This is a genomic window from Paeniglutamicibacter kerguelensis (assembly GCF_017876535.1).
Taxonomy (GTDB): Bacteria; Actinomycetota; Actinomycetes; order Actinomycetales; family Micrococcaceae; genus Paeniglutamicibacter; species Paeniglutamicibacter kerguelensis.
On sequence record NZ_JAGIOF010000001.1, the window covers coordinates 2738219 to 2764067 of the forward strand.

Genomic DNA, 25849 nt, shown 5'->3' on the forward strand with positions numbered 1-25849 from the left:
TTTAGGCAACCTCAGTCTTTCGAGCCATCTTTGCGGCGTAGGCCGCTGCTGCTTCACGAACCCATGCGCCTTCAGCGTGGGCCTGGCGGCGGCGTTCCAACCGCTGGGAGTTCACCGGACCGTTGCCGGCGATCACCGCCTTGAATTCTTCCCAGTCAAGTTCCTTGTGGATCCACTTGCCGGATTCCTCGTCGAAGTGCAATTCCGGATCGGGCAGGGTCAGTCCAAGGACCTTGACCTGCTCGGCGATCATGCCGACGAAGCGCTGGCGCAGTTCGTCATTGGAATGGCGCTTGATGCGCCATTCCATCGACTGCTTGGAGTTCGGGGACTCGTCATCGGTCGGGCCGAACATCATCAGGGCCGGGGCGTAGAAGCGGTTGATGGCGTCCTGCGCCATCTTCTTCTGGGTCTCGGTGCCGTTGGCGAGCTCGAGCAGGATTTCGAAGCCCTGGCGCTGGTGGAAGGATTCTTCCTTGCACACGCGGACCATGGCCCGGCCGTACGGGCCGTAGGAGGCGCGGCACAGCGGGACCTGGTTGGCGATTGCTGCACCGTCCACAAGCCAACCAATGGCGCCCATGTCTGCCCAGGAACGCGCCGGGTAGTTGAAGATCGAGGAGTACTTTGCGCGGCCGCTGAGCAACTGCTCGTTGAGCTCGTCGCGCGGGGTGCCGAGGGTTTCGGCCGCGGAGTAGAGGTACAGGCCGTGGCCCGCCTCGTCCTGCACCTTGGCCATCAGGATGGCCTTGCGCTTCAGCGACGGAGCGCGGGTGATCCAGTTTGCCTCGGGCTGCATTCCGATGATCTCGGAGTGCGCGTGCTGGGAAACCTGACGCGTGAGCGTCTTGCGGTACGCCTCAGGCATCCAGTCGCGTGGTTCGATGCGGGAATCTTCGGCGATGATCGCGTCGAAGCGATCCTTGCCTGCTTGCTCCTCAGGAGAAAGTACCGCGGATAGTTTTCCGCCGCTTTCATTCTGCGCAGCCATAGTGCTCACCTCACTGTGACAAAAAGATTTATTTACTGACCGTTCGTTCAGGATATGCGGATCGTAACCTTTTCGTCAATCGGTTACGGGCCCGAAATCTCGATCCCTTCTCTGGGCAGGCTTGCCAGTTAGATATGCAAGCTAGTTGTGAAAACGCCTCCAGCCGGAAACGAAACAGGTTCCGACCCTAGTCAGCACACAACATGACCCAGCGGCTGACTCAGGGCAAGGCTAGGATGGCGTGCCCCGAAACCACCGAAACCGGACCGTCCTACGGGTACGCGATCATCGCGGCGCTGTAGAAGCCGGGCTCTGCATCGTCAAGGGTGGCACGCACGATCCGCTGTTGACGCGCTTGAAGCCGCGGGGCCGGTGAAGACCGAATGGCAGGCTGGATGCGGCGGCCCCGGTCGCAAATACTTTGCGTTCACCCGAGCGGGCAACCCGCCCTGGACGAACAGGGCAGCAGTGGTCCCGATTCGCCATGAACCGAGACCACTGGCGTTTGATCCGCACCTTGGCGCAGGCCGGTCACCGAGCTACCCGCAAGTACAAGACGTCAGATGTGTCGACAGATGACCTTGTGTGTCAAACGGGGCTGTTAGCTGCCCAACCGACCGGATAAACACGTCGCCGCGTGACTGCACATGCCGCTCCGTGACCGGCATCTGGCGCAAAAAGCGGGGCATCGGGAGGATGGATTCACTCCCCCACGGCAGTCCACCCCGGTGAACCTGCCCGCCAGACGGTCCGACCCCGTACCGGACCACCACGGAAAGCCCCCTCATGATCAGCCTCAAAAACCTCACAAAGGTCTATGGACACGGCGCCAACGCCGTCACCGTCCTCGACGGCCTTGACGTGGAGGTTGCAAGCGGCGAAATCCTTGCGGTTGTCGGCCCCTCGGGCGCCGGCAAAAGCACGCTCGCCCAATGCATCAACCTCTTGGAACGGCCAACCTCGGGGCAGGTCATCGTCAACGGCGAAGACCTCGCCGGACTGCCGGAGCACAAGCTCCGGGTGGCCCGCCGCCGCATCGGCACCGTCTTCCAGTCCGCCAGCTTGCTCTCCCGGCGCACTGCCGCCCAAAACATCGCCCTGCCGCTCGAATACCTGGGCGTCACGCCCGCCGAAGCCAAATCGAGGGTGGCAGAGCTGCTCGATCGAGTCGGGCTTTCGCACCGCGCGGACCACTACCCGTTCGAGCTTTCCGGCGGCCAGCTGCAGCGTGTGGGCATCGCCCGGGCGCTGGCGCTGCGCCCCTCGGTGTTGCTTTCCGACGAGGCGACCTCCGGCCTTGACCCGGAAACCACGCGGTCGGTGGTGGCGCTGTTGCGCCAATTGCGCGACGACCTTGACCTGGCGGTCGTCTTCATCACCCATGAAATGGACACCGTCCTGCACGTCGCCGACTCGGCGGCGCGGCTGGACCACGGCCGGATCGCGGAGCAGGGTTCCCTGGTGGACCTGCTCACCGACCACGATTCCGCTTTGGGCCGGGCCCTGCAGCCGCACCTGTCCCCCGCCGAACCTGGCGCGGGTTCCCGGGCCTGGTACGTGACCTACGATTCGCGCACCGTCCCGGCCGACTGGCTGCAGCTGGTCTCGGCCGAGATCGGCGAGCCAGTCGCGCTGCTGGCAGCCACCATCCAGAGCATCGACGGAACCAGCACCGGCAACGCCACGGTGGGGCTGCGCGCCGAGGCCCGCCGGGTCCAGCGCGCCTTTGCCCGCCACGGCCTGCGCGCCACGCTGCGTCCCGAGTCCGGCCCGGGGATTCCCGCACCGTCCGGGGCCGACGCCAAGGAAGAGGGGCAGCTCCAATGGGCCTGATGGTTTCCTCCGCGGTGCATGTCCGCGCCCTGTCCGACACCCCCGTTCCGGAGCTGCCGGCGCTGCTGCTCCCGGCGCTGGGCGAGACCCTGGCGATGGTCGGGATCGTCATGGCGATCGTGGTGGCAATCGGCACCCCGATCGCCGTCGCCCTGCACAACATGGCGCCGGGTGGGCTCTTCGAGCACCGTGGCGTCTACGGGGTGCTGAGCTGGATCGTCAACATCGGCCGGTCCCTCCCGTTCCTGGTGCTGATGGCCGCGATCGTCCCGTTCACCCGGTTCGTCACGGGCACGAACATCGGCATTGCCGCGGCCATCGTCCCCATGTCGCTGGCGGGCATCCCGTTCTTCGCCCGGCTCGTGGAGAACTGCCTGCGCGATGTGCCCCGCTCGGTCACCCAGGCGGCACGGGCCTCCGGTGGCTCTCCCCTGCAGATCATCCGCACCGCGCAACTCGGCGAGGCGGTTCCCGCGATCCTCGGCGGGCTGACCATCAACACCATCGCGATGATCGAGTACTCGGCCATCGCCGGGACCATCGGCGCCGGCGGCATCGGCTACGTTGCGGTGACCTACGGCTACCAGCGATTCGACCAGACGGTCATGCTGGCCACCGTGCTGCTACTGATCCTCATGGTCACCGTCGTCCAGCTGGTTGGCGATGCCCTGGTGCGGGCGGCAACCCCGCACCTGCGCCGCCGCTAGCAAACAACACTTTTCATCCACGCACACCAAGCCGGAACGTCTCCCCCGTTCCAGGCACCACCCCCCCACACCGGAAAGAGAACTCCCATGACCACCACGGACACCAAAACCACAAGCGAGCCCGAGTCCCACGGATTCACCATCCAGAAGAAAAAGAAGTGGCCCTGGGCCGTCGGCGCGCTGGCAGTAGTCGCCGCGGTCGCCGCAACCGTGGCCATCAATGCGGGTTCCGGAGACAAGTCGCCGAACAACGTCGCGGGCGCCACCCTGACGGTTGTCACGGCCGAAGGCAACCATGCCGAACAGGCGTTGGTGAACTTCGTCGCCGAAAACGTGGCGCCCAAGTACGGCATCAAGGTCGCATTCAAGGGCCTTGCCGATTCGACGACGCTGAACCGCGCGGTGTCCACCGGCGAGGTTGCGGGAACCATCTACCAGCACAAGCTTTGGCTGTCCCAGGTGCTGGAGGCCAACCCGGACTTCAAGCTCAACGCGGCAACCCCCGTCTTCCGCTGGGGCTTCGGGATCTGGAGCCAGAAGTACAAGTCGGTGGATGAGATTCCCGACGGGGCCACCATTTCCCTCTACTCCGACCCGGCCAACGAGGCCCAGGGGCTTTGGCTCCTGGAGCGCGCCGGGCTGCTCAAGCTTGCCGACGGGGTCAACAAGTGGGAAGCAACGCAGAAGGACATCGTGGAGAACCCCAAGGGGATCAAGATCAAGTTGCTTGACTTCGCGGCACAGTCCCGCGCGCTGCCGGACCTGGATGCGGCCGTCGGCTACACCGAGTACTACGTCTCGGCCAAGATCCCGCTCGAGCAGCAGATCTTTGCCCCGGCGGCGCCCGACGAGTTTGCCGGGCAGCTGACCATCGGCACCGAGTACCAGGACACCGAAAACGTGAAGAACCTGGTCAAGGCGTTCCAGGATCCCGCCGTGCAGGAATTCCTGCGCACCGATCCGTCGGTCAAGGACCTACTGGTCCCCATCGACGCCAAGTAGCATCCGGCCTTACGGGCCCAAAAAGCAAAACCCCCGTGGTTGCACCGAAGAGATCTCGGTGCAGCCACGGGGGTTCGCCCGTTTGGCGGCTTAGGCGTGAAGCGTGGACTTTGCCCGGGAGCGTCCAAGGATGAAACGATCAACGGCAATCCGCCCGGGGCCCATCAGTGCGATGGCAGCGGCTCCGGCGGCAAGGGCCAGCACCAGCTCGAATCCGCCGTTCTCGACGAAGACACCCGCCGGGGCGTGCACCAGGACCAGCGCACCGAGCATGTTCAGCGCCAGCAGCGCCGCAAAGACGCGGGTCAGCACGCCCAGCATCAAGGCAATGCCGCCGACCAGTTCAAGCGTGGCCACGACCGGGGCCACCAGTTCAGCCGCCGGAACGCCCATTTGGCCAAAGGCCGCCGTCGTTCCGTCCAGGGTGAACTGGACGTATTTTTGCCATCCGTGCGCGGCGAACAGGAATCCGACCACCACCCGCAGTAGCGTCTGGGTGGCGGTTGTCAGTGCGGGGTTTTTCGAAAAAGCATTCATCGGTAGTGTCCTTGGGGGTTTCTGGTGGTCGCAGCCTCCACCGGTGGCGGATGGCGCGGCGGCCCGGGTTCGGCCGGTCCGCTGTTTCTGGTTCAAGCTTTCCATTAAATTAGTTGAAGATTCAAGTGTTGTGAGATTTGCCTCGACGAATGTGACGCCACGTTGCCAGGGCACCGTGCCGGTACGGCAGGCCGGAGATAGTCGTTCGCTAACGTTTTGGGCGAAACGCCCCGCCTGTTGAGGATCTTTGGAGGTTCGACCGGCAACATGGGAACCATGAGCTCACGCCTTGCCGCCCTTCGCATCGCAACCGCTGCCGCCCTGGCACTTTCCCTGGCCGGTTGTTCGGCCCCGTTGAGCGAAAAATGGGTGCGATATTCGTTCGCCCAGGCCCCCGAGGACTCCGGACAGGCAACCGCGACGCCTCCGGCCACGGCATCGTCGGTGGAGCCCCAAGCGGAGCGGACTCCGCCGAACTGCAGCAAGGTCAAATGCGTGGCATTGACCTTCGACGACGGACCCGGCAAGTACACCCCTGAGCTGTTGTCCCTGCTGGACCAGTACGACGCCAAGGCGACGTTCTTCCTGATTGGAGGCAACGTCAAGAAGCACCCGCAGATCGTGCGCGACGAGGTCGCCAAGGGCCACGAAATCGGTAACCACACCTGGTCGCACGAGGACCTGACGAAGGTCTCGGTTGCCGCGGCCAAGCGAGACATGCAAAAGACCGATGATGCCATCAAGGAGGCCGCGGGTGTCGACCCGACTTTGGTCCGGCCGCCGTTTGGTTCGCTTCCGGCATCGCTGAAAAAGAATCTCTCCGTGCCCATCGCGCTGTGGGACGTGGACACGCTCGATTGGCAAACGCGCAACACCAAGTCCACGATCAAGACCGCGGAGAAGATCGTTCCCGGATCCATCGTCCTGATGCATGACATCCACAAGTCGACCGTCGATGCCATGCCCACGATCCTCAAGGACCTGAGCACCAAGGGCTACCACTTCGTGACGGTCACCGAACTCATTGGCAGCCCGAAGCCGGGCATCGGTTACGGCTCGGGCCAACACCCCACGGCCAAGGACTGAACCAAGGCCGCACACGTGCTGCCGTTCCCAGGGACATGCACCGCTGCTTCTTCAACCACGGTGGCTTGCAACCGGTGAAATGACTCGGTGGTTGGATCATGCCTTGCGTTGGTTCACCTGCAATCGTGGAAGCGCGCCGCGCCTCGAGTTCGAAGCACGGCGCGCCCTCCCCTCCCGGCGTCCCTTAGAGGACCTTGGAGAGGAATTCCTTAGTGCGTGCCTGTTGCGGATTGCCGAAGAGGTCGGCAGGCTTGCCCGACTCGCAGACCACTCCGTCCGCCATGAACACCACCCGGTCGCCGATTTCCTTGGCGAAGCCCATCTCGTGGGTCACCAGGACCATGGTCATGCCTTCGGCCGCCAAATCGCGGATCACCTGAAGCACCTCGCCGACCATTTCCGGGTCAAGTGCACTGGTGGCTTCGTCAAAGAGCATGATGCCGGGGTTCATCGCCAGGGCCCGGGCAATGGCGACACGCTGCTTTTGCCCGCCCGACAAGGAAGCAGGCCGGGCGTTGGCCTTTTCCTGGAGCCCCACACGCGCAAGGAGCTTGAGGGCCTGCGCCTTGGCTTCGTCCTTCGTCGCCTTCTTGAGTTCCACGGGTGCCAGCATGATGTTTTCCATCACCGACATGTGCGGGAACAGGTTGAAGTGCTGGAACACCATTCCCACGTGGCGGCGGACCTCGTTGATATCCACCTTCGGGTCGGTGACATCGAAGCCGTCCACGATAACGTGTCCATCGGAGATTTCCTCGAGCTTGTTCAAGCAACGAAGAAGGGTGGATTTGCCCGAACCCGAAGGTCCGATGACGCATACAACTTCGCCTTCGCGGATCTCCACGTCGATGCCCTTGAGCACCTCGTTGGTGCCGAATGACTTGCGCAGTCCCTTGACCGTGATTTTGGCGTTCTTCTGTGTTTCAGCCGTTGCTTCACTCACTTGTTGAACTTCCTGTCTGCGTAGTTGGCCAGCTTGGTCAGGGCCATGATTGCAACAAAGTAGATGGCACCCACGATGAACAGCGTTTCGGTGACGCGGAAGTTTGCCGCGTAGATCTGCTGGCCTTGGTAGAGCAATTCCGCGAAGCCGATCGCCAAGAGCAGCGAGGAATCCTTAAGCATGATGATCAGCTGGTTGATCAATGAAGGGGTCATGATCTTGAACGCCTGCGGGACCACCACCTTCTGCATGGACTTTCCGTATCCCAGTCCCAGTGAACGGCTCGCTTCGAGCTGGCCGGGATCAACTGTTTGAATGGCCCCACGCACAATCTCGGCAATGTATGCGCCACCATTCAGGGAAAGTGTCAGCACGCCGGCCACCCAGATGTTCACGGGCTGTCCGATCAACTGCGCCAGGCCGAAGTAGAAGAAGAACGCCCAGACCAGGATCGGGGTGCCGCGGAAGATGTTCACGAACGTGGTGGCAATCCCGCGCAGCACGATGTTGCGCGAGATCTTCATGAAGCCTGCAATCAACCCCAGAGCCATGGCAACGACGAAGGAAATGCCCGTCACCACCATGGTGTTGGCCAGGCCCTTCATCAACGCCGGGAAAGACCTGACCACCAGGTCCCCGAAACCGGTGGGGACCGCTGCGGCGGGGGCGGCAAGGTACTTGTCCAGGATCTTGTCATAGCTGCCGTCGGCCTTCAGCTTGGCCAACCCGTCGTTGAATGCCGCCAGCAGCGCCGTGTTTTGGCCCTTGTTGACGGCGAATCCGTAGGAGCCGCCCGGGACCTTTTCCGTGACCGTCTTGAGTCCGTTGTTTTGGGCAATGCCGTAAGCGAGCACCGGATAGTCGTCGAACACCGCGACGGCGTTGCCGGACTTCACCGACTCGTACATGGTTGCCGACTGGTCAAGGGACGTGACAGTGAACCCGTATTGGTCCGCTATCGACTTGGCATAGGTTTCGCCCTCGGATCCGGTCTTGGCAACCACGGTCTTTCCTGCCAGGTCCTCATAGCCCTTGATGTCGTTGTCCGTTGCGGCGACGGCCATTTGGATGCCCGATTCGAAGTAGGGGTCCGAGAAGTCGTAGACCTGTTTCCGTTCATCGGTGATCGACATGCCCGCAATGACGCCGTCGACTTGGTTTGAACTCAGTGCCTGCAGGGCCGCGTTGAATCCCAGGGAACGGATCTCGACATCGAACCCCTCCGTTTCGGCAATGGCCCGGATCAGGTCCATGTCGATGCCGGTCAGTTCGCCGCCCTCGCGGAATTCAAAGGGGGCAAAGGTGGTGTCGGTGCCAATGACGAAGGTCTTGCCCTCGACCCCGTCGTCCGTGGTCTGGGCCCATGCTGTGCCGGCACCGCTGAGCAACAAAAGCATTCCCAACGCGGTAGCAAGCACGGCCCTGAATCGGGCTCCGGGACCGCCTCTCCTGTGTGGTGTTTTCACGTGTTGTTCACTCTCCCGTCAATGGATGCATCCACCGTGGTGCGATGGACGTAACACGGGTCAAAGCATAGGTGCAACAGGTTCCCGAAAACACTGCTGGGGGTCCAATTTCGCCGATCTTCTCCCAGTCTTTACCAGCCACGGGCCGGAGGGATGCTGCGGGTCGGGTTTCCGCCGTTCGTTTCCGGACGGTGCCTAGTTGGCGAGGCCCAAGACCTTCGGCAACGCAAAATCTTCCTGACGCACAAAGCGCAGTCCGCCGGGCCCGCGAAGAGCACTGGCGCCACGCTCGTCGAATTCGAAGCGGACGGATTCCCGGTACCCGCCAAAGCCGTTGGGGTCCGCGGATTTCAGGGTGCACTCATCGACGAATTCCAACGGCGCTGCGGTCTTGGGGTCAACGGCCGCCCCTGGTTCGAGCAGGAACAGCTTGCCGCCCAATTCCACGACGTCCTGCAAACCCCACAGGGCTGCAAAGCGGCCTGTGAACCGAGCCAGCGTGTCCGGTCCGATGCCCTTGTAGGACTCGGGTGTTTTCTGCTCGGCGAGCGCGGCCAGGGCAAAGAGCTTTTCTCCCCAGGCGGTTGCCGCACCGTCCACCGCGTTGCTGAGCACGCTGAGCACCACACCGGTTTCGGGGACAACCCATGAACGCGTGATGTGCCCGGGGTACCCGCCGCTGTGGCCGAAGGTGTCGCGGTCCTGGACCTTTTGCAGGATGAGCCCGAGGCCGTAGCCGCGGCCGGCAACGCCCGAGTCTTCCACCTTGCGTTGCATGAGGCGTTTGGATTCGTCGCTGATCACGCTAGGTGCGGCGCCAACCAGATGGGAAGCGAAATAGGCGACCATGTCGCTTGCCGTGGAGTAGAAGCCCGTTGCCGCGGCCAGCGCACCGGTGTGGATGTGCTCGATTTCGGTCCGGGCGTCCAATGCGTGGTCCCTGCCCGCCAACACCAGGGGCCCGTAGCCCGCGGCGAGTTCCCGCGCGCGTCCGTCAAGGTCGACACCCGTGTTCTCCAACTCCAGCGGGGCAAGGATGCGTTGGTTGACGAATTCGGCATAGTCTTGCCCGCTCGCCGCCTCGATGACCAGGCCCAGCAACCCGTAGCCGATGTTCGTGTACTTGAAGTGTTCGTTGCGTTCGAGCACCTTGGCAGATCTGGCGATCTCCAGCAGTTCCGTCTCCGGAGGGAAGGGCCGTCCGAGTGCCCAGAAATCCGCGTCTTCGCTGTCCCGGATGATTCCGCCGGAGTGCGAGAGCAGCTCCCCGACCCGGACCCCGGAAACGTCGCTGTCGGCCAAGGCCGGCAACAGGTCGCCGAGCCTGTCTTCGAGGGACAGGACCCCGTCCTCGCACAGGAGCATGGCGGCGGTGGCGGTGAAGGTCTTCGAATGCGAGGCGACCCTGAACAGGTGGTCGTTGGTCAGCCTGGCGTGCTGGCCCAGGTGCGCGTATCCGCCGCTGAAGGCCCCGAGCATTTCACCGTCAACGCCCACCGCGCATTGGAAGCCGGGTTGCCTGGACACGGCACGGTCGATCTCGAGGAAGCTTGGCGCATACCGCAGCACGGACTCCCAGACGGCAATGGCGGGATTGGCCGCAGGATCGGTCTGGCCGGGATTGCCCGTGGGCTGTTGCGCTTTGCTCATGAAGCCATCCTGCCATGTCGGATAACGATTCGGACCGACAACCGGTGCGACCTTCCCGGCCAGGGGTGAACTGCGTAGTCTCAGGTCATGAGCGATTCCCAGACCACGGCACTGGATGCCGCGCCAACCGTTCCCGCAATGTCTTCGACGCCGAGGAATCCCTACGCCATCGCATTGTGGGGCTTGACCGGTGCCACGCTCTTGACTGCACTCATCCTGCAGAAGCTGGGACCCTCGAGGGCGATGCTCGACGACGGCCTCGGCAACGGCTCGAGCTTGATGTTCGATGCCACGACGCTGCTGCACTACAACATCGCGGCATTCGTGTTCCTGGTTCTCGGCGTGGTTTGCCTGCTGGCCACCTTGCTCTTCCATGCCAGCCGTTGGAGGCCCGCCGCTTCCTGATTCCCGCACGCGGCCATGCCTTGCGGGCCCGAGCCGGGCCCCATTTGTACGCGGTGGGCGTAGCTACGCACGGACGGGCCGTGCTTCGGATTGAATAGGAGCATGAGCCACGCCGAGCAGACGCCCCAGCCACCGGTGACCGCCAAGGTCCCCGTCACCCGCACACACCACGCGGACACCTTCATTGACGACTACGAATGGTTGCGTGAGAAGGACAGCCCCGAGGTCCTGGAACACCTGCGCGCCGAAAACGCATACGCGGAAGCCGTCACGGCCAACCAGGAATCCCTGCGCGAGGCGATCTTCCAGGAAATCAAGGAACGAACCGTGGAAACCGACCTGTCGGTGCCCGCCCGCAAGCGCGGATGGTGGTACTTCACCCGAACCGCCGAAGGTTCCCAGTACTCGATCCACTGCCGCGTGGCGGCAAGCGACACCGGCGACATCGCCGCCGACTGGACTCCCCCGGCCATCGAGGCCGGCGTGGAAATCGAGGGCGAACAGGTGTTGCTCGACGGAAACCTCGAGGCCGAAGGCAAGCCCTTCTTCTCACTGGGCGGCCTGAGCGTCAGCGAAGACGGAAACCTGCTGGCCTACGCCCAGGACAACGCCGGGGACGAGCGCTTCACCCTGCGCGTCAAGGACCTGGCTACCGGCGAGCTGCTGCCCGATGTCATCGAGAACGTCTTCTACGGCCTGAACTTCTCCCCCGACGGCACCCGCCTGTTCTACACCGTCGTGGACGAGTCATGGCGCCCGCACCAGATCAAGGCCCACACCCTGGGAACCGACCCGGAAACGGATGTTGTCATCCTCCAGGAGGAGGATCCGGGCATGTGGCTCGGATTCGACCTGTCGGCGGATCGCACCGAACTGATGATCTCGATCGGCAACTCCGAGTACTCGGAGACCCTCGCCCTGGACCTGACCGACGAGAAAGCCGTCCCGGTCATGCTCCTGTCGCGCGAACACCGGATCCTGCACTCGATGGACCCGATCACCCTTGAGGGCGAGCGCGCCTACGTGGTCACCCACGACCGCGGCGCCCTGAACAACATGGTCTCGCTACTTCCCGCCAACCAGGTCGGTGCTCCCTACGAACAGCAGGAATGGGCAACCATCCTCGAGCACCGGGACACCGTCAAGGTCGAGGGAACCGCGGCGACCGCAAGCCACCTGCTCATTGCCGTCCGCAAGGACACCACCGAACGCGTGCAGATCCTGCCGTTGACGGGCCTTGGCACCGCGGCCCAGCAGCCGGCCGTGGAACCCGCCTTCGACGAGGAGCTCTACACCGCCTCGCTGGCCCACGCCGAACTCGAGGCGCCGATGATCCGGCTGTCCTACACCTCGGACTTCACCCCGTCCCGCGTCTACGACTACACGCTGGCCGACGGCACGCTGACCCTCCGCAAGCAGACCCAGGTCAACAACTACGATTCCTCCGAGTACCTGGCCACCCGCGAATGGGCCACCGCGGCGGACGGAACCAAGGTCCCGCTGACCATCCTGCGCCGGGCCGGCATCACCAACGAATCCCCCAACCCGGTCATCGTCTACGGCTACGGCAGCTACGAGGCCTCGATGGACCCGGGCTTCGGCATCCCCCGCTTGTCCCTGCTTGACCGCGGCGTGGTTTTTGTCATCGCCCACGTGCGCGGCGGCGGCGAGCTGGGCCGCCAGTGGTACCTGGACGGCAAGAAGCTGACCAAGAAGAACACCTTCACCGACTTCGTCGATGCCACCAAGTACCTGCTGGACACCGGATGGGCCGACCCGTCCCGCGTGGTGGCCCTCGGAGGCTCCGCCGGCGGCCTGCTCATGGGCGCCGTCGCGAACCTTGCCCCGCAGCTCTACACGGGCATCATCGCCCAGGTGCCGTTCGTCGACGCGCTGACCTCCATCCTGGATCCCGAGCTGCCGCTCTCGGCCCTGGAGTGGGAGGAATGGGGCAACCCCATCGAGGACGCGGAGGTTTACGCGTACATGAAGTCCTACACCCCGTATGAAAACGTCGCGGCCCTGCCCTACCCGAAGATTGCCGCGGTCACCTCGCTGAACGACACCCGCGTGCTCTATGTCGAGCCGGCAAAGTGGGTCGCGAAGCTACGTGAGGAAACCACCGGCGGCGAGCCGATCATCATGAAGATCGAAATGGACGGCGGACACGGCGGTGCCTCGGGCCGCTACGAGGGCTGGAAGACCCGCGCCTGGGACTACGCCTTCGCCCTGGACACCCTGGGCCTGAACCCGGCGGGGGCATGACCACACCCGAAATAATTGGCACGTCCGGCGCGGGGTTCGCCACGAACCCCGCGTTCCGGGCACTGCTCACCGATGCCAGCGACGCCACCGGCGCGGACCTCGACGCCCTGCTCGGGCAGATCGCCGACATGGAGCTGCTGGTGGTGCCCGGCCCGCAGGGAGATCCGCAGGCCCTGGTCGTCTACCGGCGGCTCGATGCCTACGCGGTTGAAATCGAGTACCTGGCGGTCGCCCCGGCCGTGCGCCGCCAAGGCGTGGCAAGGGCACTGGTGAACCGGGTGCAGGCACTCGAGGCGGCCATGGTCGTGGCGCGCACTGATGACGACGCCATCGGGTTCTACCGCGATTCCGGCTTCCAATGCAGCGCCTCGGCCACCGACCCGCGCTGGCCTGACAGGCAGCGCTACATCTGCGTGCTGCCCCACGTGCCGCTGGTGCGGAACCCGGAAACCGATTCATCTTCCGTGGAATGGGTCAATGGGTCCCCCGCACCCGTGCAGGTCGCCGTCGTCGAGCCCCGGGAGTCCTGGACTGACGACTTCGCCGCGCTCGCCGGGCGCATCAGGTCGGCCCTGGGCCCCAAGGCCGTGTCGGTGGAGCATCTCGGTTCCACGTCGGTGCCGGGCCTGCTCGCCAAGCCCGTCATCGACGTGGTGCTGGCGGTTGACGACCCCGCGGCCGAGGCCGACTATGTTCCGGACCTTGAGGCTGCCGGGTTTGCCCTGCGGCTTCGTGAACCGCGCTGGTATGCCCATCGGCTCCTGGTCGCGGCGGAAGGCAACGGGCTACCGGCGGTGAACCTCCATGTCTTTGCCCCGGGCTGCCCGGAGACCTCGCGCATGCGCGCCTACAGGGATTGGCTGCGTCGGCATCCCGCCGACCGTGAGGCGTACGCGCGCATCAAGCGCTCGGCCGCGCACGAGGTCAACGCGCGCGGCGGCGGTATGGGTCTGGTCATGGATTACAACGCGGTCAAGGAACCGTTCATCCGGGACCTTTACGCCAAGATCTACGCGGACTGATCGAACCGGCCGTGCTGAAGCCCCGGATTGTTCCGGGGCTTCCGGGTCGTTCCCAAGGTTTTGCCCCATCCGGCGCAGTAGCCCAAGCACTTGGTCATGGTTCATGTCGAGCCGGGGTGACCAACTCGCTTGCGGCCCGGACACAAAAATGTTGTGTCTTCGGAGTAAAACCCCCGAAGACACATCATGGTTCTTCGATAAGCCTGGCTGGCCCAACAGCCCGGGGCCCTAGCCGCCTTGGTGCTGCACTTCGTGCGAGGCTTTGACACTTGGCTTCATGGCCAGGATGGTGGCGATGAATGCGACGCCACCGGCGATCCAGCAAGTCATGGCCGGTACATTGACCCCGACAAAACTTCCAAGTCCCGGCAAGAGGATGGCTATCAAAGCCGCCAGCAATTGTCCGGCCTCGATGCCGTAAAGATTCGGCCCGGCCAGATTGATCACCCCGACAATTACCAGCAAGGCACCCGAAGTAATCATCAGCGGAATGGAATTTCCAATTGCCTCGCTCCACAACGGGGTCAGCGCAATGGCCAAGCCTGCGACAACCACCGTCCAGTCTTCCCAACGATGCCATTTACGCATCAGCCCTCAACTCCTCAATAATCCAGAAGGTCCTCCACTCTTGAGTTTGCCCCTGGATCCGGTGGAGCTGGAAGGGGCTTTCGTCCCAAGCACATTCAATCTGCCGGCAAGAAATCGCTCCGACGCCTTCCGAGAATCCCGGCCCCACCGAAAAGTCCACGTGAGGCACCTACGCTCGCGTCCGCGGAGGTCTGGACACATCGTTCCGTTCGGAGCATTTTCGTACCCGGTAGAGCGAAAAATGACGGTGATTCGAAGCTCGCGTCTTGACTTATCTCACATTTCAGGATTACCTAATGATCGTTCGGTAAATAACTGAAGGGACCTTCATGAGCGACATCGACGTCGACGCACCACTAATGCATCCCATCCTGAAGAACGACTATGCCACCCAATGGATGGGCATCGAAGTGACAAAGGTCGCCGACGGTCATGCGACCATCACCATGAAGCTCCGCCAGGAAATGCTCAACGGTTTCGGGATCGCCCACGGCGGGATGATCTTCGCCTTCGCCGATACGGCTTTCGCCCTGTCCTGCAACCCGCACACCGGTTCCGAAGACTCCATCACGGTGGCCGCCGGGGTGGACATCAACTTCCTCAAGCCCGGCATTCCCGGACGCCTGCTCACGGCCGTTGCGAACCGCCGCCAGCAGTCCGGCCGCAGCGGCATCTACGACATCCAGGTCTTCCAGTCGGTTCCCGGCGCGGAGGATGAGATCCTGGCAGAATTCCGCGGCCGTTCGCGCACCATTCCCAAGCGCGCCTAGTTCCCCAGCTTTACTTCTCCCGCACACACAGCACGATAGGCCCAAGAAATGACCCAGACCTCCACCCGGATCGAGCTTCCAAATCCGTTGGATCCGGAAGAAACCATGAGCCGCGACCAGATCGAATCGATCCAGCTCGCCCGTCTCCAAGACACCTTGGCCTACGCCTATGACCGTGTGCCGCTGTACAAGGAAAAGTACGACGCCGCGGGTGTCCACCCGACGGACCTGAAGGAACTTTCCGACCTCTCCAAATTCCCCTTCACCGAGAAGGAAGACCTGCGCAAGACCTACCCGTTCGGCATGTTCGCCGTACCGCAGCACGAGGTCGCCCGCATCCACGCGTCCTCCGGCACCACCGGCCGCGCCACGGTCGTCGGCTACACCCAGTCAGATCTTGACGACTGGGCCAAGCTCGGCGCCCGCTGCCTGCGCCTCTCCGGCGTGAAGCCGGGCTGGAAGGTCCACAACGCCTACGGTTACGGCCTGTTCACCGGAGGCCTCGGCGCACACGCCGCGGCCGAGCGCCTGGGCACCACCGTGATCCCGATGTCCGGCGGACAGACCGAGAAGCAGATCACCCTGATCCAGGACTTCGAGCCCGACGCCATCCTGTGCACCCCGACCTACCTGCTGACCATCGGCGATGCCATGCAGCGTCAGGGCCTGGACCCGCGCAAGACCTCGCTGAAGACGGCTGTCCTGGGCGCCGAGCCGTGGACCGAGGAAATGCGCCACGAGCTCGAGGTCATGTTCGACATCGACGCCTGCGACATCTACGGCTTGTCCGAAGTCATGGGCCCGGGCGTTGCCGGCGAGTCCAATGTAACCAAGGACGGAAGCCACATCTGGGAAGACCACTTCCGTCCGGAGATCGTCGACGCCTTTGACGAGACCCAGGTCCTGCGGGACGGAGAGCACGGCGAACTGGTGTTCACCTCGCTGACCAAGCAGGCCCTGCCGATCATCCGTTACCGCACGCACGACCTGACCCGACTGCTGCCGGGCACCGCCCGCGAGGGCCACCGCCGCATGGGCCGCATCACCGGCCGCAGCGACGACATGATCATCTTGCGCGGCGTCAACCTGTTCCCGTCCCAGATCGAAGAGCTGGCGCTCAAGGTTCCGGGGCTCTCCCCGCACTTCCAGCTGGAGATCACCCGTCCGGGCCGAATGGACCAGCTGGCGGTTCGCATCGAGCGCCGCGAGGACTGCACCAGCGACCGCGCCGATGCCGCGGCCAAGGAACTGGCCAAGCTCATCAAGATCCATGTCGGCTCCTCCTGCGAGATCGACGTCATGGATCCTGGAACCCTTGCCCGTTCCTCGGGCAAGCTCCGGCGCATCTACGACATGCGCAACAAGTAAGTCCTGCATCTGTGTTGGGGCGGGAATCCGGAAGCGGTTCCCGCCCCAACACGTTTCCCCGGACGCCCCGCCGAATCTCACTTCGTGAAAGAATGACTGACCATGACCACCAGTGCAATGAAGCCCCCGGCAAGCAAGCGGGGACGTCCCGGCTACGACCAGGAGTCTGTGCTTTCGATTGCCGTAGAGGTCTTCAACAAACACGGCTACGACGCCACGTCGATGGGCAAGCTCGCCGAAAACCTCGGCATCAGCAAATCGGCGATCTACCACCATGTGCCTTCCAAGGGCGACCTGTTGCGTCTGGCCCTCGACGAGGCCCTGGTGCCGCTGGAAGCCATTGCCCAAGACGATCGCGCCACCGTGGGAACCGCCGAGGAACGCCTGAAGTTCTTCCTGCGTTCCACCATCCGGGTGCTGGTCAAGCGCCAGCAATACGTCACCCTGTTGCTGCGCCTGCGCGGCAACACGGAGATCGAGCGCGATGCTCTTGATCGACGGCGAGCGGTCGACCGCAGGGTCTCGGACCTGGTCATCGAGGCCCAGCGAGAGGGCTCGCTGCGCAGCGACATCGACCCGCGCACCACCACCCGTTTGCTCTTCGGCACCATCAACTCGCTGGTCGAGTGGTTCCGCGAGGACGGCAACGTCACCGCCGAACAGGTCGAAGAACACGCGATCACCATGATGTTTGAGGGTTTGCACAAGAGCGACCGATAGGCGCTTGTTCCACGTTTCACGCTACGATCAGTAGTTGAGGCTCTCGCACCGTCTCACTCCCAAATCTTTGTGAATAGGCAGTATTTTTCGTGGACGAACTTTTCTACAACCTCTTCTCCCAAGCACCGGGCACCGATTCCGGCACCCAGGTATCGCTCTTCGCGGTTTCCGCGCTGCTGAGCTGCATCGCCATGGTGCTGCTGGCCCGCCGCAACGACTTGGGCTGGTGGGCGCAAATCCTGGCTGTTTTCGCCGGGCCCACGGTGGTTGCCCTGCAGTATGAAATTTCAATGCTCTTCTACGCGGTCCCGGCCATGTTGGCCGCCGCGTTCGGCCTGTGGCGCTTCTCCAAGTTCGAGATGGCGGGCCGTTTTGGCCGCAAGGTGATCCGCCGCGAATTCTCGGTGAAGTCGCTGCTCATCGGTCTGTTGATGTTGCTGGCCTTCGGCACCCTGCGCCTGGGACGGATGCTCACCACGGGCTTCATTTTCAGCGACGGAAACACGGCAGTGCTTGTTTCCCTGCTCGCCGAAGCCGCACTCGTGGTGGCGCTGATCGGCATCGCCTGCGGTTACCGTTGGGCCTGGCTTGCGGCCAGCGCGTCGGGCATCGCCTACGTCGCGGTTCTTTTCGGCAGCAACCCCGCCCTGGCGCTGTTGGGCGTCACGGTCTTCCAGGTCCTTGCAGGTCTCTATGGATGGTTCGTCTGGCGCGACCTTCCCACCGCGAAGTCGATCGCGGCCGACGCCGAATCAGGCTCTGAGTACCCTCCGAGCCCCTACGCCGCGTAGGTGGCAAGAACAGCCAAGATTTGAGAAGGGCCTGGAACATCAGCGATGTTCCAGGCCCTTCCGCTTAATTTCCGACGCGTAGCGGAACGAGGCGAGGTGAAGGATCATCGCGCAGCCGCGCGAACGTCCGTACGTCGAAGCGGACAGGCCTACCGTACTCATCGAGGTACTTCAGCTTTCCGCGTTCTGTCCCCTCTGCGACGAATCCCGCTTTCACAGCAACTCGTCCCGACCCGGGATTGTTGACCCGATGAGCCAGTTCCAGCCGGTATAGCCCCAATTCGTGGAAACAATGCTCGGCCAGCCCCGCGGTTGCCGCTGAGGCCAGGCCACGCCCGCGCGCGTGCGGGCTGACCCAGTACGACACCCATGCGGTTTCGTGCCGCTTGTCGATCGCTGTGGCCATGACGTTGCCGACGGCCAGGCCACCCATATCGATCGCGAAGGCGACGCCTGGTGTCGCCAAAGGGTCCAGCCAGGGCGACACCCACCGCAGGGCGGCTTCGATGGTGCCTACCGGTTCGCCTGCCTGGCCAGCCATGTCTTCGCTGTCGAATGCCGCCAAGATGGCTTCCACGTCGGTTTCCGAATCCGTCCACGGACGCAGGTAGGCCGGGTCGGCGTCAGGTAGGTGAAGCGCTGTCATGATCCAACCCTATCTGTAGGGATTTTCCCCGGACCCGTCGATCCGGCTGTAGGCACCGTCACGACAAGGAACCGTGATAGCAAAAACAAGTCATAGTGATCAACGCCCTATTGTGACGGGCGCATTTCGTACCATACTTAGGGCAGTCAGCAAGCATCATGTACATTTGCTGAAAATTGAGCTTTCATTCGATCCGCGCGGCACAACGACGTGCCCGCCATGCAACATATGTCCCCGGCACTCGCGGCGACAGCAAGGAGCAATGACCAATGAGCACCGAAACACTGCAGGAACACGTGCAGACCCCGACGCCGACCAAGAAATCGGCGGGCCACGTCATCGTCGACACCCTGGTTGCCCACGGTGTGGAACGCACCTATGTCATTCCGGGTGAGAGCTACCTCGATGTCCTCGACGGACTCCACAACTCCCCGATTGAAACAATCGTTTGCCGCCACGAAGGCGGGGCAGCCTACATGGCTGAAGCCGACGGCAAGATGCACCCGCGCCCCGGCATCGCCATGGTCACCCGCGGCCCGGGTGCCGCCAACGCACACGTCGGCCTGCATACCGCCTGGCAGGACTCGACCCCCATGGTGCTGTTCGTGGGATTGATCCCGTTCGCCCACCGCGACCGCGAGGCTTTCCAGGAATTCGACATCAAGGGCTGGTTCGACACCGGAGCCAAGCGCGTCATGGTCCTGGACCACCCCGAGCGTGCCTCGGAGATCGTTGCCGAGGCAATGTTTGCAGCCATGAGCGGACGCCCGGGTCCGGTGGTCGTCGGCCTGCCCGAGGACATCATCCGCGAGATGGTCGAACCCACCCTGCACCCGATCATTCCCGTCGCCGCGGGCGGGATGACCGTCACCGACTGGAAGCAGCTCAAGTCAGCCCTCGAGGTATCCACCAAGCCGCTCTTCGTCGTGGGCGGCAACGACTGGACCGCAGTGGGTGCCGCAACCCTGACCAAATGGCTGGAAGACCACCAAATCGCGGCGGCCGTTGAATGGCGTTGCGAAGGCACCGTCCCGTTCAGCTCCCCGTCCTACGTTGGCCCGATCGGCTACGGTCGCCCCAAGCCAACCTACGACCTGCTGGAGGAAACCGACCTGCTGGTCTTCGTCGGAACCGTCCCCGGTGACGTCATCACCGACGGTTTTGTGGTTCGCCAGGACTGGAGCAAGAAGAACTTCCTGGTCACCATCGACCCGTCGCTGCGTGGACGTTCGGGCGCGGTTTCCCACCAGATAGTTTCCAAGCCCGACGTGTTCGTCCGCGACCTTGTCATGATGGACTTGGATGTAAAGCCGGAATGGCAGGCATTCACCGATCGCATGCGCGCCGAACAGGTAAAATTCTCGGCGCTGCCCCCGGCCACGCCGTCCGCCGGGCCGGCCAGGATGGACACGCTCATGGCCAACCTGGTCAAGGACCTGCCAACCGACGCGATGATCACCCTCGGCGCCGGCGAGCACACCAACTGGGCGCACCGCTACTTCCCCACCGAGGAATACGCCTCGATGATTTCGGCCCGCAACGGTTCGATGGGCTACTCGGTTCCCTCGGCCATCGCGGCTTCGCTGAACTTCCCGGGCCGACGAGTCGTCACCATTGCCGGTGACGGGGAGTTCCTGATGAACGGGCAGGAACTTGCAACGGCCGCACAGTACGGCGCCACCCCCTTGGTGATCGTCATGGACAACCAGGAATACGGCACCATCCGCACCCACCAGGAACGCCACTACCCGGAACGCGTTTCCGGCACCCAGCTCAAGAACCCCGATTTCGCCCTGATGGCCCAGGCCTTCGGCGGGTTCGGGGTCCGGGTTGAAAACGATGCAGACATTCCCTCGGCGCTCGAGGCGGCGCTGAAGGCCATCGACAAGGACGGCCAGTTTGCACTCGTCCACCTGATCGTGGAGCAGCGCGTCAAGGCCTACTGATTCGCTTCGACCGCCCGCTCGGCCAGCAGGTCCGCCCATTGCACGTACCCGCTGGCCGAGGGGGTGGACCCAAACTTCGGCAGGGATCCGTCTTGGCCGTTCCCCCTTTCTTGTATTAACCGATGGTCACACATGCCGCTGGCGTGGTGGTTGTGCCAAGCCACCCGCAAATTCACGGTGGCGGGTTCTCATCTTCGTCTCATCAACTTCGGCCATACTGATTGCTATGGGATTCGGTACGATACGTCAGGTTGCCCTCTGGGCAGTGGTTTTGTCTGCCCTCGGCATTGGCGTGTATGTACTGGCCCAGGGCGTTTCGGCTCCCCCTCCGGTCAATCTCGGTCCGGGAATCACCATCCAGCAGAGCGACATCCCCAGCCGGTCGCGCCCGATTGCACCTGCAAATTCCGAGGCGTCCGGCACCCCCGCAACCCCAAGTTCAGCTTCGCCGGCACCAACCACTGTCATCCCCAGCAAATCGGCACCGGTCAAGCCGCTTCCCCCGTCAAAGGCCGACGACGATGATGACGACGACAACGACGACGACGTTGACCTTGACGACTAGCCACGCGGGGTCGATCCCGCCAGTAACCGATGGGGTTGCACGCCCCCGGCCCAAGGTTTCGCGACGGGGCTGGTCGGTGCGTTCGCGCGTCCTGGCCGGCATGCTGGGACTCATCACCATCGCGTTCATTGTCACCGGCAGCGTGGTGTATCTATTGCAGCTCTCCAGCATGGACGACCGCATCGACGACTCGCTCCAACGCAGCGTCGAGGAGTTCCGGGTGCTGGCTGCACGCCATGCGGACCCTACGGTTTTCCCCGAACCGGTAACGGCCGAGGTCCTCCTCTACACCGCCATGCAGCAGACCTTGCCGGCCAACCACGAGGGCATGCTGAGCATCGTCAACGAAAAGGTGCGGTGGACCGCCCCCGAGGTCGTCGACCTCAGGCTGGAAAACGATCCGGAATTTGTTGCGTGGGCCGCGGGCAGCACCTCGCTCACGGACGTGGTCGTGCAGTCGGTGGCCACCGCAAAGACAACTTATCGGGCGGTTTCGGTGCCCGTCTCCCTGGGCGATCAAGCTGGCCCCGCGCACCTCATCTTCGCCTACGACTACACGGCGGAAAAACGCGCACTGAACCAGGGTTTCCTCATGTACCTGTTGGTGGGGCTCGTCGTCTTGCTGACCGCCGGAGTCGCGGGCTGGTTGCTGGTGGGCCGCATCCTGCGCCCCATCACCTTGCTTCGGGACACGGCGCGGCAAATCTCCGAATCCGACCTTTCCCAACGCATAGAGGTTGTCGGGCGGGACGATCTGGCCGAACTGACAGTCACCGTCAACGCCATGCTGGACCGCTTGGAAAACGCCATGACATCGCAGCGCCAATTGTTGGATGACGTTGGCCACGAGCTGCGGACACCGGTCACCATCATTCAGGGACACCTGGAGCTGATGGACCCGTTGGATCCCGACGACGTCGATCAGTCACGCGACATAGCGCTGGCCGAACTGGACCGGATGTCGTTCTTGATCAACGACCTGGTGACCCTGGCTAAGTCGAATCGAATCGACTTTGTTCAACCTGTCGCCACGAATGTTGGAACGCTATTGGACGACCTCCTGGACAAGGCGCATCCGTTGGGTGATCGGTCCTGGAAAATCGGCCATCGAAACGAGGCCGTTGCGGTCCTGGATCCCCATCGAATCACCCAGGCCATGCTGCAGCTGTGTTCAAACGCCGTAAAATTCTCGGCGCCCGGAAGCACCATCACGCTGGGAACCAACATCAATGGGTCGCCCGACGGGAAGAAGACGCTACGGTTTTGGGTGCGTGACGAAGGCATCGGAATCGCACCGGAGGACCAAGAAAGAATCTTCGAGCGATTCGGCAGGGGCCACAATTCAAAACGCACCGAAGGCTCCGGACTGGGTTTGAACATCGTGGCGGCGATCGCCGCCGCACACCATGGATCCGTGGACGTAAGTTCGGATCCGGGCATCGGTTCCACCTTCGTCGTGGAAATCCCCCTACGCGCAACAGGAGAAGCACATTAGCCGCATTCTGATCATCGAGGACGAGGAGCGCATCAGTTCCTTCGTTGCCAAGGGCCTGAAGTCGTCGGGATTCCAGCCGACCATCGCCGATACCGGTCTGCAGGGAGGGTACCTTGCACAAACCGGGGACTTTGAGCTGATCATCCTTGATCTGGGCCTCCCGGACGAGGACGGCTTCTCGGTGCTCAAACGAATCCGAAACACGGGCGTCGATACCCCTGTCATCATCCTGACGGCGCGCTCAAGCATTGACGACACAGTTGCCGGGTTGGAAGGCGGGGCCGATGACTACATGGCAAAGCCATTCAGGTTCGAAGAACTGCTCGCGAGGGTGCGGTTGCGCCTCCGGCCCCAGGCCAACGGGGCAGACACGCGTGTCCTGCGCGTTGGCTCCCTGGAACTGGACCTGGGCAGCCGCCGGACCAGGCTGGCGGGTCGCGAGATCGACCTGTCCACGCGCGAATTTGCCCTGGCCGAAGCCTTCATGCGCAACGCGGGACAGGTGCTGAGCCGCGAGCAGCTGCTCTCACGGGTCTGGGGCTACGATTTCGACCCCGGCTCCAACGTCGTTGACGTCTACGTCCGTTACCTGCGCAACAAGCTCGGGGCCGAGTGGTTCACGACCGTTCGCGGCATGGGATACCGATTGGACGATCCATCGGGTGGCCCAGCTTAGGCGTCGGCGAGTTCCGGCGGCCAAACCACCCGAAAGCGTTCAAACACGATCTCGTCGCTTTCCTGCCACACGGCACCGCGTGCCGCACAACCACGCTGCCAGTACTTCCGGTGTTCGGTGCGCCAGCTCTCCAGGGACCTGTCGTCCTCGCCCTCGTCCCAGGCAAAGGCCACGTCCGCACTGTCAAAGCCGCCCAAGCGCAATTCAACGCTGCGCAGGATGACCCGCGGGATCCCTGCGCCGTCACAGGCGATCCAGTGCGACCCGACACGGGGAATGGCTTCGCCGCGTGCCGCGAATTCCGCGGCCAACTCCGAGGTTGCCCGCTTCTGGCCGTGGGTGACTTCCCGCAGGAGGAGGTCAGCCAAGGCCGCCGAATCGCCAAAATGCTCGACCGTGTATTCGGGGCACAAATTCACCGCTTCAGGATGACTGTCCGAATACTGGGACCACATCATCCGTGCCGCTTCATGGTCCACTGGCAACGCCGAGATTCCCTCTATGTTCACCCGGCCATTCTCGCATAGGGACTGTGCACTCTAAATGCGTCTTGACATGGCAGATCCCCGGCTCTTGGGGAAAGCCGGGGATCCTTTCGCGCCGCGACTACTTGGTCGAGTCCGCCGAGGGGGCCGACGGAGCAGACTGTGGGCTTACCGCGGAAACCGGGGATACGGGAGATTGCGGAGACACCGGCGAAACAGCAGATTTCGCCGAGACGGCCGACTTGGCCGAAACCGCCGACTGGGCGGAGACCGCATCCGTGCCCGCTGTCGCTGCCGCAGCACCCACGGCGAGGTGTTGCTGACCCACCGCTTGCATTGCAGGTTGTTCCGCGACGGAAACGGACGGCTGGGCCATCGCTACGCCCGCGCCAAGCGATACGATTCCCAATGCTCCGGTGACGGACCACAACATACGAGACTTCTTCATGATGTTCTTCTCCTTGGATACGACTGGCCTTCTGGCTTGCTTCCAGCATGACCCGTCATCGTGAGGCCAAAAGGAGAGGAAGATGAGAGTGCTCTCATGTTCGGATTTTCCGGCGCCGCACCGGGCTCAGGGGGCCCTGAGGAGCAGCCTCTCCACCAGCTCGAGCCTCTCCAGGGCGCCTCGGCGCCACTGGGGGTCTTGTTCGTCGCGGGCTCCGGCCACCAACGACAGGACAACACAGGCGGCGCGGGCAAACAGCCCGTCAGCGCCGACGCCCCTGGATTCCAGTTCCCTGGCAAATGCCGCAGCATAGGTTTCGAAGTACTCCGGCACCCGGTCGTATCGATCGTCCAGGGACGGCAGGACAAGAAGGTGCCCGAGAAAACAGGCCAGGTCATCGACGAGGTAACCGGGACCGGCCGAATCTATGTCCAGCAACCCGGTGACGCGTCCGTGTTCAACGAAAATATTCGCCTCATAGAAGTCACCGTGACTGGGCACCAGGTAGCCACGATCGGAGCTCTCCAAAATCCTGCCCAAGCGTTGCACCAGTCCTCCAATCCTTTGAGCTTCTTCCGGCAACGTGGTCAGGGCGGCATGCCCGTACCACCCCAACCTGTCGGACCAGGCCGGCCGCGCCGGGACATCCATGAGTCCGGAGGGAAGCGCATCCAGCAACTCCAGGACCGCCTCGGGCCGCAACGGAATGGCATCGCCGTGCATGAGGTCTTCGGCCATGGAAACGCCCTGGACCTTTTCAAAAGCCAAGACATCCTTCAGCGGCGGTCCCAACGGCTTCGGCACGGATATTCCAGCCTCGCCCAACAGTTCGTGCTTTCGGAAAAGCGTGTCGCCGTCCTTGCGCAGCACCTTGAGGAAGACTTCCCGGTCGTCGTCAAAAGTGGCCCTGAGGACCGCACGGCGCAATGGCCTGTAAGCCAGGGTCCGCAGGTCTACAAGGTTCCTTCCGTTACCCCAATGCAGCTGCACGGATTCCGGCGTCGTGGCCAGGGCGAGCCCCGGAAGCCGCGGGTCAGCCGGATGAAGCCACACCTCGATCCGTCCCTTGGGACTGGACAGCGTCACTACCCCGTCGGGAACCGGCTCGAGGTTTTCCGCCGTTGCCCCCAGGTACAGGACTGCATCATCCGTCGAGGCTTCGAAGACCCCCGAAACGCCCGCGCCCGGGCGGTGGTGCAGCTCGACGACGGTGACCCTCGCGTCATCCAGACCGAGCGGGCGCACCAATTCGACGAGCATTCCGGCAAACTCAGCGGATCCGAAGAAATCCAGCTGCTCGCGTTCGCTCCACCGGTTTTTGATTTCAGTCATGTTTGAACGAACTGCCTTAGCTTCCGAGGATGGGTCCGAGCTCCTTGCACGATACCCTCTCACACCGGGAACCGCATCACCGCAAATAATCGGCAGATGACCTGAGAAGCAA

The 25849-nt window shown here is 63.2% G+C and carries 24 protein-coding genes; 15 read left to right on the top strand and 9 right to left on the bottom strand.

Going from position 1 to position 25849, the window contains the following annotated elements; genetic code table 11:
• Window position 1: 1 nt before the first annotated feature.
• Window positions 2-991 carry a 1,2-phenylacetyl-CoA epoxidase subunit PaaA gene (gene paaA / locus JOF47_RS12580; RefSeq protein WP_209998853.1) on the bottom strand — a complete coding sequence of 330 codons (990 nt, stop codon included), beginning with the start codon at window positions 989-991 and terminating at the stop codon, window positions 2-4.
• Window positions 992-1777: 786 nt separating this feature from the next.
• On the opposite strand from paaA, the gene JOF47_RS12590 reads away from it, so the two are divergent.
• From JOF47_RS12590 to JOF47_RS12600, 3 genes are all read left to right on the top strand, one after another.
• Window positions 1778-2824: a methionine ABC transporter ATP-binding protein gene (locus JOF47_RS12590; RefSeq protein WP_209998856.1), complete on the top strand. Its 1047-nt coding sequence runs from the start codon at window positions 1778-1780 to the stop codon at window positions 2822-2824.
• Window positions 2815-3531 (top strand): methionine ABC transporter permease, encoded by a 717-nt coding sequence (locus JOF47_RS12595; protein WP_245356355.1) that lies wholly within the window; start codon window positions 2815-2817, stop codon window positions 3529-3531. Before JOF47_RS12590 ends, JOF47_RS12595 begins: the two co-directional genes overlap by 10 nt.
• An 87-nt stretch (window positions 3532-3618) precedes the next feature.
• Window positions 3619-4533 (top strand): MetQ/NlpA family ABC transporter substrate-binding protein, encoded by a 915-nt coding sequence (locus tag JOF47_RS12600; protein WP_209998858.1) that lies wholly within the window; start codon window positions 3619-3621, stop codon window positions 4531-4533.
• 90 nt (window positions 4534-4623) lie between these two features.
• Here the strand turns inward: JOF47_RS12600 and JOF47_RS12605 are convergent, their stop codons facing one another.
• Window positions 4624-5070, bottom strand: coding sequence for a DoxX family protein (locus JOF47_RS12605; RefSeq protein ID WP_209998861.1), 447 nt, complete (start codon window positions 5068-5070; stop codon window positions 4624-4626).
• Between the two features lie 276 nt (window positions 5071-5346).
• On the opposite strand from JOF47_RS12605, the gene JOF47_RS12610 reads away from it, so the two are divergent.
• Window positions 5347-6156, top strand: coding sequence for a polysaccharide deacetylase family protein (locus JOF47_RS12610; protein ID WP_209998863.1), 810 nt, complete (start codon window positions 5347-5349; stop codon window positions 6154-6156).
• Between the two features lie 184 nt (window positions 6157-6340).
• On the opposite strand, the gene JOF47_RS12615 is transcribed toward JOF47_RS12610, so the two are convergent.
• The 3 genes from JOF47_RS12615 to JOF47_RS12625 form a co-directional block, all read right to left on the bottom strand.
• Entirely contained in the window at window positions 6341-7099 is a 759-nt protein-coding gene (locus tag JOF47_RS12615; protein WP_342592769.1) for an amino acid ABC transporter ATP-binding protein, read from the bottom strand.
• Window positions 7096-8496 carry an amino acid ABC transporter substrate-binding protein/permease gene (locus JOF47_RS12620; protein ID WP_210001626.1) on the bottom strand — a complete coding sequence of 467 codons (1401 nt, stop codon included), beginning with the start codon at window positions 8494-8496 and terminating at the stop codon, window positions 7096-7098. Before JOF47_RS12620 ends, JOF47_RS12615 begins: the two co-directional genes overlap by 4 nt.
• A gap of 264 nt (window positions 8497-8760) precedes the next feature.
• Window positions 8761-10215 carry a serine hydrolase domain-containing protein gene (locus tag JOF47_RS12625; protein ID WP_209998865.1) on the bottom strand — a complete coding sequence of 485 codons (1455 nt, stop codon included), beginning with the start codon at window positions 10213-10215 and terminating at the stop codon, window positions 8761-8763.
• An 87-nt stretch (window positions 10216-10302) separates the two neighbouring features.
• On the opposite strand from JOF47_RS12625, the gene JOF47_RS12630 reads away from it, so the two are divergent.
• From JOF47_RS12630 to JOF47_RS12640, 3 genes are all read left to right on the top strand, one after another.
• On the top strand, window positions 10303-10620 hold the full coding sequence (locus tag JOF47_RS12630; RefSeq protein ID WP_209998874.1) for a hypothetical protein: 318 nt from the start codon (window positions 10303-10305) through the stop codon (window positions 10618-10620).
• Between the two features lie 102 nt (window positions 10621-10722).
• Window positions 10723-12885 (top strand): S9 family peptidase, encoded by a 2163-nt coding sequence (locus JOF47_RS12635; protein WP_209998876.1) that lies wholly within the window; start codon window positions 10723-10725, stop codon window positions 12883-12885.
• Window positions 12882-13907, top strand: a complete 1026-nt coding sequence (locus tag JOF47_RS12640) for a GNAT family N-acetyltransferase (RefSeq protein ID WP_209998884.1) — start codon at window positions 12882-12884, stop codon at window positions 13905-13907. Before JOF47_RS12635 ends, JOF47_RS12640 begins: the two co-directional genes overlap by 4 nt.
• 228 nt (window positions 13908-14135) lie before the next feature.
• On the opposite strand, the gene JOF47_RS12645 is transcribed toward JOF47_RS12640, so the two are convergent.
• Complete coding sequence (locus JOF47_RS12645) at window positions 14136-14495, bottom strand: hypothetical protein (RefSeq protein WP_209998886.1); 360 nt, start codon at window positions 14493-14495, stop codon at window positions 14136-14138.
• Between the two features lie 329 nt (window positions 14496-14824).
• On the opposite strand from JOF47_RS12645, the gene paaI reads away from it, so the two are divergent.
• The 4 genes from paaI (at window position 14825) to JOF47_RS12665 (ending at window position 18144) form a co-directional block, all read left to right on the top strand.
• A complete protein-coding gene (gene paaI, locus JOF47_RS12650; RefSeq protein WP_209998894.1) occupies window positions 14825-15265 on the top strand; it encodes a hydroxyphenylacetyl-CoA thioesterase PaaI in 441 nt (146 codons plus the stop codon).
• 48 nt (window positions 15266-15313) lie between these two features.
• Window positions 15314-16633: a phenylacetate--CoA ligase family protein gene (locus tag JOF47_RS12655; protein WP_209998896.1), complete on the top strand. Its 1320-nt coding sequence runs from the start codon at window positions 15314-15316 to the stop codon at window positions 16631-16633.
• A 102-nt stretch (window positions 16634-16735) separates the two neighbouring features.
• Complete coding sequence (locus tag JOF47_RS12660; RefSeq protein WP_209998898.1) at window positions 16736-17353, top strand: TetR/AcrR family transcriptional regulator; 618 nt, start codon at window positions 16736-16738, stop codon at window positions 17351-17353.
• Window positions 17354-17442: 89 nt separating this feature from the next.
• The gene (locus tag JOF47_RS12665) at window positions 17443-18144 is read left to right on the top strand and encodes a nicotinamide mononucleotide transporter (protein ID WP_209998900.1); all 702 of its coding nucleotides are present in this window, start codon (window positions 17443-17445) and stop codon (window positions 18142-18144) included.
• Window positions 18145-18208: 64 nt separating this feature from the next.
• Here the strand turns inward: JOF47_RS12665 and JOF47_RS12670 are convergent, their stop codons facing one another.
• Window positions 18209-18790 carry a GNAT family N-acetyltransferase gene (locus JOF47_RS12670; protein ID WP_209998902.1) on the bottom strand — a complete coding sequence of 194 codons (582 nt, stop codon included), beginning with the start codon at window positions 18788-18790 and terminating at the stop codon, window positions 18209-18211.
• Between the two features lie 269 nt (window positions 18791-19059).
• On the opposite strand from JOF47_RS12670, the gene JOF47_RS12675 reads away from it, so the two are divergent.
• The 4 genes from JOF47_RS12675 (at window position 19060) to JOF47_RS12690 (ending at window position 23472) form a co-directional block, all read left to right on the top strand.
• Window positions 19060-20736 carry a thiamine pyrophosphate-dependent enzyme gene (locus JOF47_RS12675; RefSeq protein WP_209998904.1) on the top strand — a complete coding sequence of 559 codons (1677 nt, stop codon included), beginning with the start codon at window positions 19060-19062 and terminating at the stop codon, window positions 20734-20736.
• Between the two features lie 226 nt (window positions 20737-20962).
• Window positions 20963-21301 (top strand): hypothetical protein, encoded by a 339-nt coding sequence (locus JOF47_RS12680; protein WP_209998906.1) that lies wholly within the window; start codon window positions 20963-20965, stop codon window positions 21299-21301.
• Window positions 21302-21377: 76 nt separating this feature from the next.
• The gene (locus JOF47_RS12685; protein ID WP_342592770.1) at window positions 21378-22796 is read left to right on the top strand and encodes a sensor histidine kinase; all 1419 of its coding nucleotides are present in this window, start codon (window positions 21378-21380) and stop codon (window positions 22794-22796) included.
• On the top strand, window positions 22792-23472 hold the full coding sequence (locus JOF47_RS12690) for a response regulator transcription factor (protein ID WP_210001629.1): 681 nt from the start codon (window positions 22792-22794) through the stop codon (window positions 23470-23472). The genes JOF47_RS12685 and JOF47_RS12690 overlap by 5 nt, the downstream gene beginning before the upstream one ends.
• On the opposite strand, the gene JOF47_RS12695 is transcribed toward JOF47_RS12690, so the two are convergent.
• A complete protein-coding gene (locus JOF47_RS12695) occupies window positions 23469-23927 on the bottom strand; it encodes an ASCH domain-containing protein (RefSeq protein ID WP_210001633.1) in 459 nt (152 codons plus the stop codon). The two genes, JOF47_RS12690 and JOF47_RS12695, sit on opposite strands and share 4 nt — an antisense overlap.
• Window positions 23928-24531: 604 nt before the next feature.
• On the bottom strand, window positions 24532-25737 hold the full coding sequence (locus tag JOF47_RS12700; protein ID WP_209998908.1) for a phosphotransferase: 1206 nt from the start codon (window positions 25735-25737) through the stop codon (window positions 24532-24534).
• Window positions 25738-25849: the final 112 nt, after the last annotated feature.

Coding starts and splice junctions, on each gene's coding strand:
- paaI (WP_209998894.1), top strand. CDS start 14,825: ATGAGCGACATCGACGTCGACGCACCACTAATGCATCCCATCCTGAAG.
- JOF47_RS12630 (WP_209998874.1), top strand. CDS start 10,303: ATGAGCGATTCCCAGACCACGGCACTGGATGCCGCGCCAACCGTTCCC.
- JOF47_RS12625 (WP_209998865.1), bottom strand. CDS start 10,215: ATGAGCAAAGCGCAACAGCCCACGGGCAATCCCGGCCAGACCGATCCT.
- JOF47_RS12680 (WP_209998906.1), top strand. CDS start 20,963: ATGGGATTCGGTACGATACGTCAGGTTGCCCTCTGGGCAGTGGTTTTG.
- JOF47_RS12675 (WP_209998904.1), top strand. CDS start 19,060: ATGAGCACCGAAACACTGCAGGAACACGTGCAGACCCCGACGCCGACC.
- JOF47_RS12635 (WP_209998876.1), top strand. CDS start 10,723: ATGAGCCACGCCGAGCAGACGCCCCAGCCACCGGTGACCGCCAAGGTC.
- paaA (WP_209998853.1), bottom strand. CDS start 991: ATGGCTGCGCAGAATGAAAGCGGCGGAAAACTATCCGCGGTACTTTCT.
- JOF47_RS12590 (WP_209998856.1), top strand. CDS start 1,778: ATGATCAGCCTCAAAAACCTCACAAAGGTCTATGGACACGGCGCCAAC.
- JOF47_RS12620 (WP_210001626.1), bottom strand. CDS start 8,496: ATGCTTTTGTTGCTCAGCGGTGCCGGCACAGCATGGGCCCAGACCACG.
- JOF47_RS12595 (WP_245356355.1), top strand. CDS start 2,815: ATGGGCCTGATGGTTTCCTCCGCGGTGCATGTCCGCGCCCTGTCCGAC.
- JOF47_RS12695 (WP_210001633.1), bottom strand. CDS start 23,927: ATGTGGTCCCAGTATTCGGACAGTCATCCTGAAGCGGTGAATTTGTGC.
- JOF47_RS12700 (WP_209998908.1), bottom strand. CDS start 25,737: ATGACTGAAATCAAAAACCGGTGGAGCGAACGCGAGCAGCTGGATTTC.
- JOF47_RS12600 (WP_209998858.1), top strand. CDS start 3,619: ATGACCACCACGGACACCAAAACCACAAGCGAGCCCGAGTCCCACGGA.
- JOF47_RS12655 (WP_209998896.1), top strand. CDS start 15,314: ATGACCCAGACCTCCACCCGGATCGAGCTTCCAAATCCGTTGGATCCG.
- JOF47_RS12645 (WP_209998886.1), bottom strand. CDS start 14,495: ATGCGTAAATGGCATCGTTGGGAAGACTGGACGGTGGTTGTCGCAGGC.
- JOF47_RS12660 (WP_209998898.1), top strand. CDS start 16,736: ATGACCACCAGTGCAATGAAGCCCCCGGCAAGCAAGCGGGGACGTCCC.
- JOF47_RS12610 (WP_209998863.1), top strand. CDS start 5,347: ATGAGCTCACGCCTTGCCGCCCTTCGCATCGCAACCGCTGCCGCCCTG.
- JOF47_RS12605 (WP_209998861.1), bottom strand. CDS start 5,070: ATGAATGCTTTTTCGAAAAACCCCGCACTGACAACCGCCACCCAGACG.
- JOF47_RS12640 (WP_209998884.1), top strand. CDS start 12,882: ATGACCACACCCGAAATAATTGGCACGTCCGGCGCGGGGTTCGCCACG.
- JOF47_RS12670 (WP_209998902.1), bottom strand. CDS start 18,790: ATGACAGCGCTTCACCTACCTGACGCCGACCCGGCCTACCTGCGTCCG.